The organism is Methylobacterium sp. SD274 (assembly GCF_017355285.1).
GTDB lineage: Bacteria > Pseudomonadota > Alphaproteobacteria > Rhizobiales > Beijerinckiaceae > Methylobacterium.
In genome coordinates this window covers 1-15697 of record NZ_JADIJP010000023.1, presented here as the reverse complement: position 1 = coordinate 15697, position 15697 = coordinate 1, and the positions used below count along the sequence as shown (strand labels likewise).

The 15697-nt window shown below is 65.4% G+C and carries 16 protein-coding genes and 1 riboswitch; of the genes, 9 read left to right on the top strand and 7 right to left on the bottom strand.

Annotated elements, in window-relative coordinates; all coding sequences use genetic code 11:
- The first annotated feature begins 128 nt into the window (after window positions 1-128).
- The 4 genes from rnk to IPV08_RS18070 all read left to right on the top strand — a co-directional run bounded on the left by rnk (window position 129) and on the right by IPV08_RS18070 (window position 4007).
- Entirely contained in the window at window positions 129-563 is a 435-nt protein-coding gene (gene rnk / locus IPV08_RS18085; RefSeq protein WP_207412896.1) for a nucleoside diphosphate kinase regulator, read from the top strand.
- A 150-nt stretch (window positions 564-713) separates the two neighbouring features.
- Window positions 714-803, top strand: a riboswitch (glycine riboswitch).
- Window positions 804-1122: 319 nt separating this feature from the next.
- Window positions 1123-1857: a L,D-transpeptidase gene (locus tag IPV08_RS18080; RefSeq protein ID WP_207412895.1), complete on the top strand. Its 735-nt coding sequence runs from the start codon at window positions 1123-1125 to the stop codon at window positions 1855-1857.
- A gap of 58 nt (window positions 1858-1915) precedes the next feature.
- Window positions 1916-2545, top strand: coding sequence for a trimeric intracellular cation channel family protein (locus IPV08_RS18075; protein ID WP_207412894.1), 630 nt, complete (start codon window positions 1916-1918; stop codon window positions 2543-2545).
- Window positions 2546-2645: 100 nt separating this feature from the next.
- Entirely contained in the window at window positions 2646-4007 is a 1362-nt protein-coding gene (locus IPV08_RS18070; protein ID WP_246748019.1) for an amidohydrolase, read from the top strand.
- A gap of 42 nt (window positions 4008-4049) precedes the next feature.
- On the opposite strand, the gene IPV08_RS18065 is transcribed toward IPV08_RS18070, so the two are convergent.
- From IPV08_RS18065 to IPV08_RS18045, 5 genes are read right to left on the bottom strand one after another with little or no spacing between them, the layout of a single operon-like run.
- A complete protein-coding gene (locus IPV08_RS18065; protein ID WP_207412893.1) occupies window positions 4050-4937 on the bottom strand; it encodes a VOC family protein in 888 nt (295 codons plus the stop codon).
- A 56-nt stretch (window positions 4938-4993) separates the two neighbouring features.
- Entirely contained in the window at window positions 4994-5941 is a 948-nt protein-coding gene (locus IPV08_RS18060) for an HlyD family secretion protein (RefSeq protein WP_207412892.1), read from the bottom strand.
- 54 nt (window positions 5942-5995) lie between these two features.
- A complete protein-coding gene (locus IPV08_RS18055) occupies window positions 5996-6205 on the bottom strand; it encodes a DUF1656 domain-containing protein (protein WP_018042864.1) in 210 nt (69 codons plus the stop codon).
- Window positions 6202-8247 carry an FUSC family protein gene (locus IPV08_RS18050; RefSeq protein ID WP_207412891.1) on the bottom strand — a complete coding sequence of 682 codons (2046 nt, stop codon included), beginning with the start codon at window positions 8245-8247 and terminating at the stop codon, window positions 6202-6204. Before IPV08_RS18050 ends, IPV08_RS18055 begins: the two co-directional genes overlap by 4 nt.
- Complete coding sequence (locus tag IPV08_RS18045) at window positions 8244-8741, bottom strand: MarR family transcriptional regulator (protein WP_207412890.1); 498 nt, start codon at window positions 8739-8741, stop codon at window positions 8244-8246. Before IPV08_RS18045 ends, IPV08_RS18050 begins: the two co-directional genes overlap by 4 nt.
- 496 nt (window positions 8742-9237) lie before the next feature.
- Between IPV08_RS18045 and IPV08_RS18040 the strand changes: the two genes are divergently transcribed.
- Genes IPV08_RS18040 through IPV08_RS18025 form a run of 4 tightly spaced genes read left to right on the top strand, consistent with a single transcriptional unit; the run spans window position 9238 to window position 11764 of the window.
- On the top strand, window positions 9238-9561 hold the full coding sequence (locus tag IPV08_RS18040) for a metalloregulator ArsR/SmtB family transcription factor (RefSeq protein WP_348646152.1): 324 nt from the start codon (window positions 9238-9240) through the stop codon (window positions 9559-9561).
- Entirely contained in the window at window positions 9548-9994 is a 447-nt protein-coding gene (locus IPV08_RS18035) for an SRPBCC domain-containing protein (protein ID WP_207412889.1), read from the top strand. The genes IPV08_RS18040 and IPV08_RS18035 overlap by 14 nt, the downstream gene beginning before the upstream one ends.
- Window positions 9995-10016: 22 nt before the next feature.
- Complete coding sequence (locus tag IPV08_RS18030; RefSeq protein ID WP_207412888.1) at window positions 10017-10253, top strand: hypothetical protein; 237 nt, start codon at window positions 10017-10019, stop codon at window positions 10251-10253.
- A complete protein-coding gene (locus tag IPV08_RS18025; RefSeq protein ID WP_207412887.1) occupies window positions 10250-11764 on the top strand; it encodes a sodium:solute symporter family protein in 1515 nt (504 codons plus the stop codon). The genes IPV08_RS18030 and IPV08_RS18025 overlap by 4 nt, the downstream gene beginning before the upstream one ends.
- Before the next feature lie 189 nt (window positions 11765-11953).
- Here the strand turns inward: IPV08_RS18025 and IPV08_RS18020 are convergent, their stop codons facing one another.
- Window positions 11954-12250 carry a hypothetical protein gene (locus tag IPV08_RS18020; protein WP_207412886.1) on the bottom strand — a complete coding sequence of 99 codons (297 nt, stop codon included), beginning with the start codon at window positions 12248-12250 and terminating at the stop codon, window positions 11954-11956.
- 132 nt (window positions 12251-12382) lie between these two features.
- On the opposite strand from IPV08_RS18020, the gene IPV08_RS18015 reads away from it, so the two are divergent.
- A protein-coding gene (locus IPV08_RS18015) for an IS5 family transposase (protein WP_207412885.1) occupies window positions 12383-13179 on the top strand; the annotation gives its coding sequence in 2 pieces (ribosomal slippage) (window positions 12383-12713 and window positions 12713-13179; 798 coding nt in all).
- A gap of 791 nt (window positions 13180-13970) precedes the next feature.
- Here the strand turns inward: IPV08_RS18015 and IPV08_RS18010 are convergent.
- A complete protein-coding gene (locus IPV08_RS18010; RefSeq protein ID WP_207412884.1) occupies window positions 13971-15314 on the bottom strand; it encodes an IS1380 family transposase in 1344 nt (447 codons plus the stop codon).
- Window positions 15315-15697: the final 383 nt, after the last annotated feature.

The following is a 15697-nucleotide window of genomic DNA, read 5'->3' as shown; positions in this document are numbered from 1 at the left end:
GGCGTCCTGCCGGTCGACTTACTCCGATACTGGACCGAACCATTCGATCTTAACTTACCTCATACCTCAGAGAAGGGAGCTTTTACGCAATGACGGGTCACATCGTCCTCGGAGGATCGCCCCACTTGATGATCCCGGACACGGATTTCCTCGACCTGCGCCGGGTCGCATCCGGTCATCCTCAAATGGATGCGAAGGCCACCGCACCTGATCTTCTCGCTGCCGAGTTGGATCGCGCTGAAATCGTCAGGCCGGAGGCGTTGCCTTGGAACGTTGTGACGATGCATGCGCGCGTCGAGTATCGGGACGACGTCACCGATCATGTCGAGCGCCTGACGCTGGTCTATCCCGATGAGGAGCAATGGGACGAGACTTGTGTCTCGGTCCTGTCACCTCTCGGCGCAGCTGTGTTGGGCTTGTCCGAAGGTCAATCCATACAGTGGCGTACACCCACGGGCGGCATTCGGGGCGTAACGATCCTGCACGTCATCTTCCAGCCCTATCAGTTCGAGCCAAGCTTGTGCGGCGAGGGTCTGATGAATTGCTTCCTTGATAGGAAATGACACCGCGCCCATCCGAGCGAAGCCCGTCCGACCCATTCCCACGACGTATCAGGAACAGCCTATGTGCCTCAACGCACCCACATTGATTGCAAGCTAACGAATTACCTGGCGTGCCGCTCGTTTAGGCGATACATCAGTGGTCAAGTCATCTATCGACGAGCGGGAGAGAGCCGGTGTGAACCGGCCGCCGAAGGAGCAACCGCCCCGGAAACTCTCAGGCACCCGGACCGCCCGTCGTTCAACACTCTGGAAAGCGGAGCGTCAGCTCCCGCCGACGGTGTAAGCCCATGCCTTCGCGAAGGCCCGGGTGAAACTCTCAGGCCAATGACAGAGGGGGCCGCATGCATGACGCATGCGGAGCAACCTTTGGAGGCCTGCGCAATGACGTCCCCATAGCCTGACACGCCGCGAGCCCATGAGCTTGCCGCCTCACCCTCCGCGACCGGCCGGCTCATCCCGCGAGCCGCAACGACGACGCACGCCCGGCATCGACCGCGCGGCGCCCTCGAACCTGCCTAGAGCCGCGCCACTTTCGAACGTCCAATCAGGATACACGACGATGTTGGCTACCCGCCGATCCCTGCTCCTCGCCGCAGCCGTCCTCGCACCCGGTCGGGCGCAAGCCTTCTTCTGGGACACGGAGCCCGAACCGCCGAAGGCACCAGTACCCATCGATCCCGCGTCGAACCGCGACGCCTGGTTCACCGGCGCGATCCCAGACGATCCCTTCGACGTCCCTACGGTCGATCTGACGCTCGTACCCCCGGAATTTCGCAAGCAGCTGGTGAATTACGACGAGCCGGAGCGCGCAGGCACGCTGGTCATCGATACGCACGCCCGCTTCCTCTACCTCGTGCGCGAGGGTCGGACCGCGATCCGCTACGGCATCGGGGTGGGCCGGGCTGGCTTCACTTGGTCCGGCACCGCCGTGATCAAGCGCAAGGCCAAGTGGCCGGGCTGGCGCCCGACGGAGGCCATGCTGAAGCGTCGGCCCGGCATCCCACGCTACGTCGAGCCTGGCGTCGAGAACCCGCTCGGGTGCCGCGCCCTCTACCTCTACCAAGGCGACAAGGACACTCTCTACCGCATCCACGGCACCAACGAGCCTTGGACGGTGGGCGGCACGGATTCCTCCGGCTGCATCCGCCTGCTGAACGAGGACATCTACGATCTCTACGGTCGCGTCCCGACCGGTACGACCGTCGTCGTGAAGACGTCGATGCCGGAGGCGATGGTGCAGCGTGAGTGGGATGATCACCCCCGTTCCGACAACCAGGTACTGCTCTTCCGATGAATGCCGTGGTGCGAAGGCACCGCGACGAGACCGCCTCCGACCGCCAGGATGAAACCCGATGTTCGAGACTGCGACCGCCACCCTGGATTGGCTCGGCGTGATCGTCTTCACGGTCGCCGGGGCCCTCGTTGCATCGCGTAAGGAGATGGATTTCGTCGGGTTCGCCGTGTTGGGCACCGTGACGGGTGTCGGGGGCGGGACGCTCCGGGACCTGCTGCTCGGCCAGCCGGTGTTCTGGACGCAGCAACCGGCCTACCTCCTGGCCTGCGTCCTCGTTTCCTGCGCCGTGTTCTTCGTCGCGCACATCCCGCAATCCCGGTACCGATACCTCGTGCGCCTCGATGCCCTCGGGCTGGCGCTTTTCACCGTGGCGGGGGCGGAGAAGGCCTTGCAGGCTGGTGCGAGCGCCACGGTAGCCATCGTCATGGGAGTGGTGACGGCCACCTTCGGAGGCCTCCTGCGCGACCTTCTCGGGGGGGACAGTCCGGGTATCCTCAGCAGGGAAATCTACGCTTCGGCAGCCGCGGCCGGTGCCGCGGCCTTCGTCGCCCTGTCCATCCTCGGCGTCCCGCGCGAGCTTGCGTTGGGCGCCGGCTTCCTCGTCGCCCTGCTGGTGCGGGCCGCTTCGCTCCGCTTTGGTTGGACGCTTCCGCGATATCGCCCCCGCGCCGGCATCCCCTATAATTGACAGGGCCGATCCATCGCGGCTCGCCGACGTCGAGACGCCTCGCAACGACGGACATCGTCGCAGCATCGCTGCCGCGGTCCGACCAAAGGGAAACACCAAGATGGTTATCGGCAAACGCTGCAGCCGGCTCGCGCTGGCAGCCTTCATATCGCTCTCGACCATTCCTAATCCGGCTTTCGCTCAAGGCGGCCCGAGGGCTCTGCCCGGACCGACGGAGGCGCAACTCGCGAAGCTGAAGGGCATCTACGAGGACCTCCACGCCAACCCGGAGCTCTCGATGCAGGAGAAGCGCACGGCCGGCATCGCCGCGAAATGGCTCAAGGACCAGGGCTTCGAGGTCACCGAGGGCGTGGGCGGCACGGGCGTGGTCGGCCTCCTGCGCAACGGCGACGGCCCGACCGTGCTTCTGCGCGCCGACATGGACGGCCTGCCGATGAAGGAGAACACCGGCCTTCCCTATGCCAGCACGAAAAAAGGGACGGATCCGGCGTCCGGCCGTGAGACGGCCATCGCGCATTCCTGCGGGCACGACCTGCACGTGACCTGGCTGATGGGCGCGACCCAGATCCTGGCCGCCAACAAAGAAAAATGGCACGGGACCGTGATGGCCGTGTTCCAGCCTGGCGAGGAGATCGGCGAGGGCGCCAAGGCCATGGTCGACGATGGCATGGTGAAGCGCTTTCCGAAGCCGGTCGTCACCTTGGGGCAGCACGTGCTGCCGTTCCCGGCCGGGCAGGTTCGCCTCGCCAGTGGCCCCGTCCTCTCCCGCAGCGACAGCATGAAGGTAACGTTGTACGGACGCGGCGGGCACGGCTCCGGGCCGGAATCAACCATCGATCCGGTGGTCATGGCCGCCGCAACGGTGATGCGCCTGCAGACCATCGTCTCGCGCGAGGTCTCGATGTCGGACAGCGCCGTAATCTCGGTCGGGTCGATGCTGGCTGGGTCGAGCGCCAACATCATCCCGGACGAGGCGCAGCTGCAGCTCAACGTCCGCACCTACGACGATGGAGTGCGTGATAAGGTGCTGGCCTCAATCAAGCGGGTCATCGACGGGGAGGCCGCCATATCCGGTGCTCCGAAGCCGCCTCTTCTGACGATGCTGGGGCAGTTCCCCCTGACTGTGAACGACGAGGAAGCGACCGCCAAGGTGACCGAGGCCCTCAAGCACCGCCTGGGGGCCGACACGGTGCGGCCCGCCAGCAGCGCGAACGCCAGCGAGGACTTCACTGTCTTCGCCCGCGCCTGGGACGTGCCGTCGGTGTTCTGGTTCGTCGGAGGGACTGACCCGAAGCTCTACGCCGAGGCGGAGAAGGCCGGGACCCTGAACGAGCTTCCCTCGAACCACTCCCCTGAGTACGCGCCTGTCCTGACACCGACCCTTCGCACCGGCGTGGAGACGATGCTCGCGGCCGCTGGTCATTGGCTGGCCCCTGGCGCCGCGGAATCGCAAGCACGCTGAACCGAATGGCGCCGGGTAGAAAACCGGCGCCATTCCGAAGCTTCAATGCTCCGACGTGAGCCGTAGGTGTGTTCCCCACGGATCGCGCAATACGAGCGTTTCCCCGTCCTCGACGAGGGACGCACCGGCAACATTGCAGCGCCTTCGTACCGATGCCAGCGTCTCACCGTTCGCGATCAAGGATACCTCCGCGAGGCCGGTCGTCCCCTCGAAGCGTACCGGAGCGCCACGGCTGTTCCAGATGTTACCGGCAAGCTGGTGATGATAGCCGCCAGAGCCGAGGAACAGGGCGCCTGGATAGCGGCACATGACATCGAAGCCGAGCAGGTCCGCATGGAAGCGCTCCGTCGCGTCGAGATCGCCGACTTGCAGGTGGACATGTCCGACGCAACTGCCGGCCGGCATGCCGGCCCAGGGCCGAATGGCGGCACCGACGATGCCGGCGCGATCCAGACGCTCATTGCGCATCACAACGGAGCCGTCCTGCGCCCGTTGCCATTGCTGGCTGGGGCGGTCGACGTAGATCTCGATGCCGTTGCCCTCCGGGTCGGAGAGGTAGACCGCCTCGCTGACAAGGTGATCCGCCGCGCCCGTGAGCGTGACGCCGTTCCGGTCCGCGTGCAGGAGCCAAGCGCCAAGATCGCCGCGGGTCGGCAACAGGAAAGCGGTGTGGAAAAGCCCCGCTTCCTGCTGTGTCCACGGCCGGGCATCCGGGTCCGCCCGTAGGACGACGAGCGTCGTGCCGCCCGTCCCGAGCCGTACGGTGTCGCCGGCCTCCGCCTCGACGCCAAGGCCGATCACGTCCCGGTAAAAGGTCCTGACGGCGTCGAGGTCGCGCACGACAAGGGTCACCGCACCAACATGGTAGGGTGCGTTGGCTAGAACGCCATCCGCCCCGTCATTCGCTAGGCTCAATGCCGGATCAGTCATGGTGTATCTCCGTGTCTGGATAACAGCTTGAGAGGAGTGGGATTGCCCACGGGGCTTCAGCGTGCGGTGGTCTCCCCGGCGACCGGGGGCGGGGCCCCCCGCCAGGAGCCGAACAGGCTGAAGTGCGAAGTCTCGCCCTTCGGTTCGACCGCGACCGTCGCGGTGCGGCCCGAGACCAGCCGGGTCTCGTCGGGAACGCGATCGAGCTTGATCCGCACCGGGATGCGTTGCGCCAGCCTTACCCAGGCGAAGGTCGGGTTGACGCTGGCGAGTAGGCTAGACCCGGCGGTGCGCTCGCGATCCTCGATGCCCCCGGCGAAACTTTCGACATGGCCCGTCAGGGTCCCCGCCTCGCCCATAAGGCGGATGCTGGCTCTGTCGCCGACATGGATGCGCGGCAGCTTGGTCTCCTCGAAGTAGCCCTCGACCCGCAGGGTGTCGCTGTCGATGAGCGCCATCACCCCGCGCCCGGTGGAGACGTAGGTGCCGGGGCGCAGGCCCATGTTGGTGATGCGTCCGTTCACCGAGGCCTTCACCTCGGAACGTTCGAGGTTGAGCTTGGCGGTGTCTCGGTCCGCCATGGCCTGCTCATAGGCGGCCTTGGCCTCCAGGTCGGCGGCCTGGGCGGCCTCGACTCGCTGCTGGGACGCCGCAGCGTCGCTCAACTTCAGGTAGCGGGAGTAGTCGGCTGCGGCCTGTGCGGCGGTTGCCTTCTTGCCCTCGACCATCGCCTCCGCCTGACGGAGCGACAGGGCGAAGCGGTCGGGGTCGATCCGGAACAGCACGTCGCCCCGCTTCACCACCTGGTTATCGGCGATGAGTACCTCAGTGATGAGGCCAGAGACGTCCGGCGCAACCTGCACCACGTCGGCGCGCACGCGCCCGTCCCGGGTCCACGGCGCCTCCATGTAGTAGTCCCACAGCGCCAAACCGACGACGACGGCGGCGGCGGCCATCCCGAGGGTGATGAGGATGCGGAACGAAAGGGCGAGGAATCGAGGCATCGGGGATTCCGGAAGGTCTGGACATGGATGGAGCGGTCGAAGGGTGTTGGCCGCTTAAGAGGTGAGTGGAACCGCCACCGAGACGACGAGACCGAGGAGCACGACGTAGAGGGCGAGGTCGAACAGCGGCCGGTGCCAGACGAGGCGATAGAACCCGGTCCGGGCCAGGACCCACCGCAGGGGTAGGCTGACGGCGAAGGCGATCAGCATCCAGGCCGCTAAGCTCGGAACGAAGACGCCGTAGAGGTCGAGTTCACCCGTCATGCCGCGAGCTCCGGTTGCGTGGTCGAGTTCCGGGTCGAACGGTAGGGGACCGCGTCGGGAAACAGGCCACGCCGGATGCCGACGAGGGCCATGAGCGCGACGCGGCCCGAGGCTTGGCGAGCCGGATCGGCCGAGACCGCGTCAAGCGCACCATCGATGGTGTCGAGCAGGTCCGACGGCGGCTCCTCACGCTTGGCTCCGAAGTGCCGTGACAGCGCGCCGAGCAGGAGCTCGACCGCTTCTCGGCCTTCCTTCGGGAGTTCCCGCCGATCACGCCGCAACTCGACCACGTTAATGCCGACCCGGACCTCGGCGAGGAGGTCGGTGGTCCACTCGGCATCGTCGGGCGGCAGGGAGGCGAGGCGCGGCGCGATCAGCCCGACCCGGTCCAGCATCAGGGCCGCGAGTTCGAGGCCGTTCTGCGCCCCCTGGCGCTCGGCTGCCCGGGCCAGGCTGCGGCGGTTGACGGCCCGTAGGCGCCGCGCCGACCACCCGGCACCCACCGAGCGCACAAGACGCGTGACGATGGCGGCCACCCACATCCCGACGATGACGGCGATGGACGAGTTCGCGAAGGCGGCGAAGTCGGCGCTGTAGCTGCCCTGGATGGCGATCATCGCCGAGCCGTTGACCGCCGCGCCCATCGCCAGGGGCGCGGTCTTTGGCTGGGCCATGAAGACCCCGCAGATCAGCAGGGCAGGAGCCAAAGCTAGGACAAGCATCTCGAACGTGGTGGCGAGCGGCAGGACCGCGAACAGATAGGTCCCCGCTCCGAGGGCGCCGAGGATCGCCGAGTTGGCGAAGCTGACGATGAACGGCGCGGGATCGTCCTGGGCGGCGAAGAAGCTGCAGCCCACCGCCGCCATCATCGGGGCGGCCGAACCGTGCGGCCAGCCGGTGGCAATCCAGATCGCGCAGGTGATCATAATGGTCAGGAACACGCCCACGGCCGACAGCAGCGCCATGCCGTGATCGCGGTGGCGGATGGTACGGGCGGCGGCAGTGTACCGGAATGTCAGGTTCTCCGTGACCGGGGTGCCGTCGGCGATATGCCGCTGCAGGATGCGGGCATCCTGGCGCAGGTCGATGAAGTCCCGCAGGCGCGCTAATAGGCTCGCGAGCACAAGGCCGTCCCAGGACGGTTGTGTGCCTAGGCCGGGTTCGAGTGCATCAGCAGCCGCCTTCAGCCGGTCGGCCTCGGTGCGCTCGGTCGTGCCCGAGGCGAGCCAAAGAGCCATTTCGTCGAGCAGGGTGCGCAGACGCTGCGGCAGAGCCCGCGCGCGCTCCAGCGTTTCGATGCGGTCCGAGATTGCCGAGGCGATGGGCAGGAACATCAGCATGTGTTGGCGCAGCGTCGCCATCGCACCGGCCGAGCGCTCGGCCCCAGTCATGTCGTATCGCAGCGGTGTCGCCAGGGCGTCGAAGGCGACCGCGTCCGAGGCGAGCTTCAACCGAGTCGCCTGGGTGTCCTTCGTGGTGCGGGCGCGGCCGAGGACGTCGATGACCCAGCCGCGCGCATCACGCAGCCAAAGGTCAAGCCGGCCAGTGATCACGGGCACCACGGATTGCGGCAGCACCACCGTGTTGACGAGGCTGGCGCAAAGGATGCCGAGGGTGATCTCTTCGGCCCGCGCCACGGCTGTGTCGAACATCGTCCCGGGGTCGCCGACGGCCGGAAAGCCGATCAGGGCCGCCGTGTAGCCGCCGAGCATCATGAGGTAGCTGCGCGGGGTCCGGTCGAGGAGAGAGAAGTACAGGCAGGTCGCGACCCACAGTGCGATGGCCAGGGTCAGGAGTTCCGGCGAGTTCACGAGATTCGGCACGAGGACGACCGTCACGACGGCCCCCAGCAGGGTGCCGATGACCCGATAAAGCGCTTTCGAGCGGGTCGCGCCGGCGAGCACTTGGCTGGTGATGTAGACGGTGCCGAGCGCCCAGTACGGGTTCGGCAGGTCGATCCAGAACGCCAGGAACAGGGCCAGCATGCCGGCCCCGAAGGTCTTCAGCGAGAAGACCCAGTCGCGCCAGCCCGGAAGGGTCATTCCGCAGCCTCTCCGCGCTGAGCTCTAGCTTGAGCATCCTCCGGTTCCGAAACACCACGGATATGGTCTTGCATCGCCCGAAACACTCGAAGGCTAGCCTCCAGGTCGGCAGCGCTTACCTTTGCGAAGGTCGCATCCCGCAGCCGTTCTAGGTCTGCCTCAATCCGGGTGACAATTTCTTGACCCGCGGGCGTAAGCGCTAGCACCTTCGCGCGGCGATCGGTTGGGTCCTCCTTCCGTGAAACGAGACCCGACGATTCCAATTGGTCCAGAAGGCGGACCAACGACGGCCCTTCGATGCCAACTGCCTCGGCCAATGTAGTCTGACGCGGCTCGCCGCCCATGCGCGCGATCAACACGAGCGGCAGTGCCTTGGCTTCCGAGATGCCATGCGTTTCGGTCGACCCATTGGCGAGCCGCCGCCACTGTCGCCCCGAGAGGAGAAGCGTGTGGGTGAAAGCCAAGCGTAGCTGGCGCACTGTCTTTGTCGTCATCTCTCCCATCCGTATCAGCCCAACGCCCTAACCGAAGCGCAGCACCGTAAAAAAGGTAGCCTCCTATCAATTAGTAGGTAATCTCTCGATTGTCATCGGCCTGTCCGTGAAAGCCGCCGGAGCCATCGCTCTCAAAAAACGGCAACGTTAGGCTTTGACTGCGAACCGGGTTGATCCGGCATGTTCAGGGCGAAGGCGGTCGGTCCGCTTCAGAGCCAGGCCGCGTTGGTTCCTGGCCATCCATTCACCCACAAGCCTTCGGCAAATCAAACGCAGCAACCCGTCCGTAGTCGATCAGATGCGGTGTGACCGAGCTTTGGCGGACCAAGGGACTCTGAGGGGCGGACTTGCTGCCTTTGGCTGGCCCCCCGTCGGGTATGACAGCGTCACCCCGGCCAGGACCGGTGTCGCGGACAGAAATCTCCACTTGCGCTCCGCCCTCACCGGTGCTTTAAACAACCAGATGGTTGAATATCAGAAACAGGATCTGGATCAGGTGTTTCACGCCTTGGCGGACCCCACCCGCCGGGCGATGGTGCGGCAGCTTGCGTCCGGCCAGCAGACCGTCACCGAGTTGGCGCGACCCTACGAAATGTCCCTCGCGGCCGCATCCAAGCACCTCAAGGTGCTTGAAGGCGCGGGCCTCATGACCCGCATCGTCCAGGGGCGAAGCCATCGCTGCTCGCTCGACCCGCGTCCCTTGGCACAGGCCCTCGCCTGGCTCCGCTCCTACTCGGATTTCTGGGACGAGCGCCTCGACGTCCTCGACGAGCTTTTGAGTACCCGCGCCGCGCGGAAGGACCTAAATGAACGAGATTGAGCCTGCCGTCGTCCTTGTGCGAGTGTTCCACGCGCCTTGCGCCGAGGTCTATCGCGCCTGGACCGATCCGACGATGCTTCAGCGTTGGCTGGTTCCGGGAGCAAACATAGTCGAGCACGCGGAGACCGACCTGCAGGTAGGAGGATGCTTCCTGCTGCGAACCCGTGGCCCTGACGGTGCCCAGCATCGCATCACGGGCCGTTATCGAGCCCTTCAGGCAGGCCGACACATCCTTCAGACCTGGATTTACGACGGCCCCCTCGATCTGCTGCGAGGCGAGAAGACCCTCCTCCAGATCGATCTCACGCCTCTCGACACCGGCTCGACCGAGATGCGCCTGACGCACAGGCGGATTACGCGGGCGGATGTTCGAGAGGCCTACACGCAGGACTGGCCGAGCTGTTTCGACAAACTCGATTCCATTCTTCACTAAAACAAGAACCCGAGGATACGCCATGCCGACCAAAGGATCACCTGCGCCGTTCCGGCGTCGGATCGTCAAGCTGTGGTTCCTACTTGACGCCATCGTCGCTCTGGCACCACCGCTCTACTGGGCCGCCGACGGACGCACGAACCCGATTGCCGGCGTCCCTGCAGCGCTCTTCTACTTCCTGGCCGTCAGTCTCTGCATCACGGCGAGCCTCATCGCCGCCTATTTCCTCGACGATGCCATGGCGGGGAGCGGAGCATGATCGTTACCTTCGGTTTACTGGCCCTCTTCTTCGCCGCCGTCGTCTGGGTGCTTCACCGCAACCGTACCGTAGACCAATCCTTCACTGATTACGCTGTGGGCGGACGCTCGTTCGGAGCGCGCTACCAGGCAATGTCGTTCCTCAACACCTGGTATCCCGGCTCGATGTTCACCGCCTTCGGCGCCCTCTCGGTGACGGCCGGCGTGATGTCGTTCTACGTCCTGTCCTACTCACTCCTGACCGTCGTGCTGCTCTTCGTCCTGGCCCGACCGGTCTGGATCTGGGGCAAGACCTACGATCTGCGTACCCAGGGCGATCTATTCGCGCTCCGCTACGACTCTCGCCACATCCGAACGATCGCGGCCCTCATCGGCATTGTCTCGGGCCTGCCCTGGCTCGTGCTCGGCATGCAGGCCCTCGGCAACCTGTTCCAGGCGATGTCGCTTGGAGCCTTGTCTTTCTCAAGCTCCGTTGTCGTGGGCGTCGTCGTTATCGCGATCCGTCAGATCTGGACCGTCCGCATGGGCATGCGCGGCGTGGTGATCTCAGACTACCTGCAGGGCATCGTCGCCTACATCGGTGGTGGTTTGATGCTCGTCGGGCTGATCGTCTGGCTGGTAGTGGTGAAGGGGAGCACGCTCGCCACCCTCGATCCGAAGATGTTCGCGATCCCGAGCTTCGGGTCCAGGGAAGGTCCACTCTACCTGTTCGCGCTGATGTTCACTGGCGCTCTGGGAGGGTGGTGCTGGCCCTACATCTTCGTCCGATTGTTCACCGCCGATGGGGTCCACAGCCTCAAGAAGTCAGCGGCGCTCGCCGTGCCACTGACGCTTTTCTTCGGCGTGGCCCTGCTGCTCTTCGGCATGCTCGCCTCTAAGATCCCCGAGGCGGTCGCCAAGCCCGACGACGTATGGTTCATCGTCTCCGAGCAGGCCGGCGGTCTCGTCCTCCTAGGGCTTGCGGGCGTTGTCCTTCTGGCCGCCTCGATGGGCCATACGGACGGTAACATCCAGGCCTACGGGGCGCAGCTCGCCAACGATCTGGTTGGCAATTACGTTGAGCTTGACCAGAAGCGGATGATTGTGATCGCCAAGATCGGCATGCTGCTGCTGACACTCCTGGCCTCATGGCTTGCCACCTTGACCCTCCCGGCGCTCTTCTCGCTGGCGGTTCTGGCCTACCAAGGGATCATCCAACTGAGCATTCCGCAGTTCCTCGGCATCTTCTGGAGACGGGGAAATCGTCAGGGCGCGATTGCGGGCATGGTCGTGGGATTCGTGACGGCCGTGGGCCTGGAACTCACCTTCGGAGGCCAACTCCCGTTCGGCTACGGACTGACCTCGGGATGCTTCGGCCTGGCGATCAATCTCGTCGTGTACGTTGTGTGCGCCTATCTCCTCCCGCATTCCGTCGAGGAGCAACTGAGGGTGGAGGAGCTGTTTGCGATCGTCGAGTCAAGAACCGAAGGACTGGCAAGCGCTACCTTGCAGAACCGACCCATACCTGCTTGACGCGAAGCCGGAAGCGCGCATCCGTGCTTCCGGTCTCGGACCGTTGTGAACGTTGTACGATACGTCCGCTTTCGGATGCAATGGGATAACCTCTGCGCGACTAGGCCAAGTTAAAGTCCGACCCCGCAGCGGGATATTGAAGTTTAACTTTGTAATTAATCATGATTGAATTGCGAGCCAACCCTTGCCTTATTTCCTGAACTTGTCACGTCGCGATTCCATCCAGTCACTGATCTGGCTACCGGAGAGACGTAGCTCCTGCCCTAGCTTCGGGGCCAACCGCTTGGCGAGGGCCGCCGGGGCCAGCGGGAAGCCGTAGTCGAGCAAGAGGGCGTGGACATCGGCCATGACCCGGGCCTGAAATGCGGCGCCTGCGTCGGCGGTGCGGGAGGCCAGTTCGAACTTGCTCTTGTGCTCGACAAGGCTACCGGCGGGGCCGGTGAACTCTCGCAGCCAACGCCGGAGCCATCCCGCGGCCAACGGCATTTCGAGCTCGTCCGCGCGTTGCCGGATGGCTTCCAGCAGATGGTAGTAGATCTCGGCGGCCCCCAGTGCGCCTTTGTCCCTTAGAGCGCCTAACAGAACGGCACCCTGAGCGTTGATGTGCGTTGGTGTTTCATGGCCCGCGCACTTCTTCCCGACGATCTCTGGAGCGAGATCGCCCCGCTGCTTCCGCCTCCCCGACCCCGTCCGAAGGGCGGTCGACGGCCTATCGAGAACCGGGCGGCCCTGACAGGCATCCTGTTCGTGCTGCGCTCTGGATTACCCTGGGAGATGCTGCCGGCCGAGATGGGCTGTGGCTCGGGCATGACGTGCTGGCGCCGCCTGCGGGACTGGCAGGCGGCGGGCGTCTGGACCCGCCTGCATCAGGTGCTGCTGGGGCGACTTTACGAAGCCGGCCAGCTCGACTGGAGCCGGGCCAGCCTGGACAGCGCGTCTGTCCCGGCGAAAAAAGGGGCTCTGCCATAGGCCCGAACCCGACGGATCGCGGCAAACCGGGCACCAAGCGCCACCTCGTCGTCGATGCCCGCGGCACGCCCCTCGGCCTGACCTTCACGGGGGCCAACCGCCACGACAGCGTGATGATGGCCCCGACCCTCGATGCGATCCCGCCCGTGGGCAGCGGCCGGCGCGGTCGCCCACGCCACCGTCCCCACAAGCTTCATGCCGACAAGGCCTACGACGCCCGTGCCCGTCGCCAGGAGTGCCGCGCCCGTGGGATCGTGCCACGCATCGCTCGGCGCGGGATCGACAGCAGCGAGAAGCTTGGGCGTCACCGTTGGGTCGTCGAGCGCACCCATGCCTGGTTCAACCGTTTCCGACGCTTGCCCGTACGCTACGAGCGCCGCGCCGACATCTACGAAGCCTTCACCAACCTCGCCGCCAGCCTCATCACCCTCAACCAAATCAGGTAGTTCTGTTAGGCGCTCTTAGTAGTTCGTGGATCACGAGGCTGAGGTCCGCGAGCATGTCCTCTGGTTTCGCGCTTTCCGCCCGCTTGTCCATCAGGGTCGCGACACCGGCGGGGATGGGATCCAGGTCGGTATGCAGGGGCGGTACCGAGGGGGAGGCTTTGGTCAACCGCCTGCACGCCAATCAACGCGGCGGCGCCTCACCCAGAATTGGCAAGCGCAGTCGTTCTGTTGATGCACGGATGGGCTCAGAGAAGGTCTGCGCAGCCAGCCCGTACGTACCAATGATCAAGGCCGTCGTTTGGGTAGAGGCTCAGCGGGATCATCGCTCCTCAGCCACCAGGGCAACGGAAGCAGGCCCACTTTTCAATGCAAGCGTCCACGACGTGGACCATCTCGCCCATCGCCACGTGGTCCTTGCGCGGATAGGTGGTAACCCGCCGCACATGCAAGTCGTACCGAACGATGCCGACCGCTTTCAGTAGCCTCGCTAAGATCATGCGCATGGCCGTCACCCGAAGCGATGCGGGAAAGGATCGACGTCGGCGAGACTCCAGACCCCGGTGCCCGCGCACATCTCGCATTCCGGTCGCGGGTGAGCCGTAGTCAGCAAAGTAAAGTCATCACTCGGACGGGTTCCTAGCCCGTCTTATTCACCGGGGCTTGGCTGACGCCGTGTTTTGGGCTGACGGCGCGCGGGATTGCGCGTCCACCGTGACGCGTATGGATTCGGAACGTTGCGTCGGTGCTTGAGGGATAGGAGCGGGTTCGTCGGGGCGTCTCGGCCCCGCCGTTCAAGCCGGGGCTGTGACGAGCGCGGTCGCAAGGTGGCGTAGTAGGTCGGCTTCCGGACACGCCGCGGCGAAGGCGAGGCGGACGCGGGCAGCGGTCTCGCGGATCCGAGCGCCGAGCTTGAGCAGCCGGAGGCGGATCGTCGCGAACTCGGCCCTGGCGAGGCGATGGGCCGCCGGGATGGCGTCTCGCACGGTGAGCATCAGCCAGTAGGCTGCGGTGTGCAGGACGAGCCGTATCTGGTTGGCGGCCGGGTGCCGGCAGGAGGTGCGGTCGGAAGCGAGCTGGCCCTTGTGCAGCTTAATTAGGTTCTCAGCCTGGCCGCGGGCGCAGTAGAGTTCGGTGTAGAGCCATTCCGGCGTACCAGTGGCGATGTTCGTGACCACGTAGCGGATGTCGAGGCCGAGGCGGGTGGCCTCGATGCGGGCGGCGACGCGGCGCTGCTGCCGCCAGGACTTGGCGGCGTGGGTGGTCTCGGCAAAGCCGCGCACCGCATCCTTGTCGCCGAGGGCCCGCACCACCCGGATGTGGTCGGCGGTCGGCTCGACCTTGGCCGCGAGCGCCTTTGCGCCGGTCAAGCCGAAGACGTAGGTGACGCCGTTGTCCTCGCACCAGTCCATCGCTTCGTGCCGCCCGTAGTGGCCGTCGCCGCGGATGGTAATCGCGGTCGTCGGCCAGTGACGGCGGATCGCCCGGACGAGCCGGCGCAGATGGCCGCGGACCTCGCGACCCGAGGGCGTCTTGCCCGGCCGGAGGATCATCGCGACGGGACGGCTGGTGGCGGTATCGTAGACGTGGATCGGCAGAAAGCAGCGCGCGTCGTGGTGGGCGTTGAACAGCGACAGCTGCTGCTGGCCGTGCACCACGTCGCAGGTGTCGTCGATGTCCAGGGTGACCGCGGCGGGCGGTACGACGTAGCTGGCGCAGTACACGTCGACCAGCACCCGCCCGAGCCGGATCAGGTCGCGCAGGCCGGGGGTGTTCTCCATCCGCGAGACGGTGGGCTGGCTCATCAGGTCCGCGCCGCTCTCGGGCAGCCGCCCGCAGGCGAGCTTGAAGGCGGGATCGGCGCGCAGATGGTCGAGGTCGTCGGCATCCTCATACCCGCAGGCAATCGCCAGGATGCGAGCCAGCAGGATCTCGGGCAGCGGGTGCACGATCCGGCTCGGATCGCGTCGATCCGGGATCACCGCAGCAAGCTTCTCGGCGATACCCAATCGACGGGCGGCCTGGGCGAGCAGCATGACGCCACCGTCCGAGGTCAAGCGTCCGCCATCGAAGGCGGCTGTGAGCTTCTTGCCCCTAATGGATGGAAACGCGAACGGCAGACACGTAGGATCGGTCATGGCGGGCGTGGCAGGCTCGGTGCGCGTTGAAGGCTTGGCGTCAGCACCCAATCCCTAAGCCACATCAATGCCTTACGCTACGCTCGCCACCCCAGATCCACCGTCGTGATGAATAAGACGGGCTAGCGTTTGGGACAGAAAGCGTTCGGTGGTGGAGTACTAGTAGGCGAAGCGCGTACAGATGATCATATGAGACGTTCGACGAGGCCCCGCGGGATGGGCTGACCGTCGCCCTTCGGATGATCCGGGATGACTTGTATCCCGTACGGGAACTTTCCGATGGGGATGCGGCGGTTCAGGCCTAAAAAGGTCCCGTACGGGATACTGGCCTTGCGTTAACCTGGAGGCGCGAGGCCCCTGTATCAGGATGACCCAGACGGGCC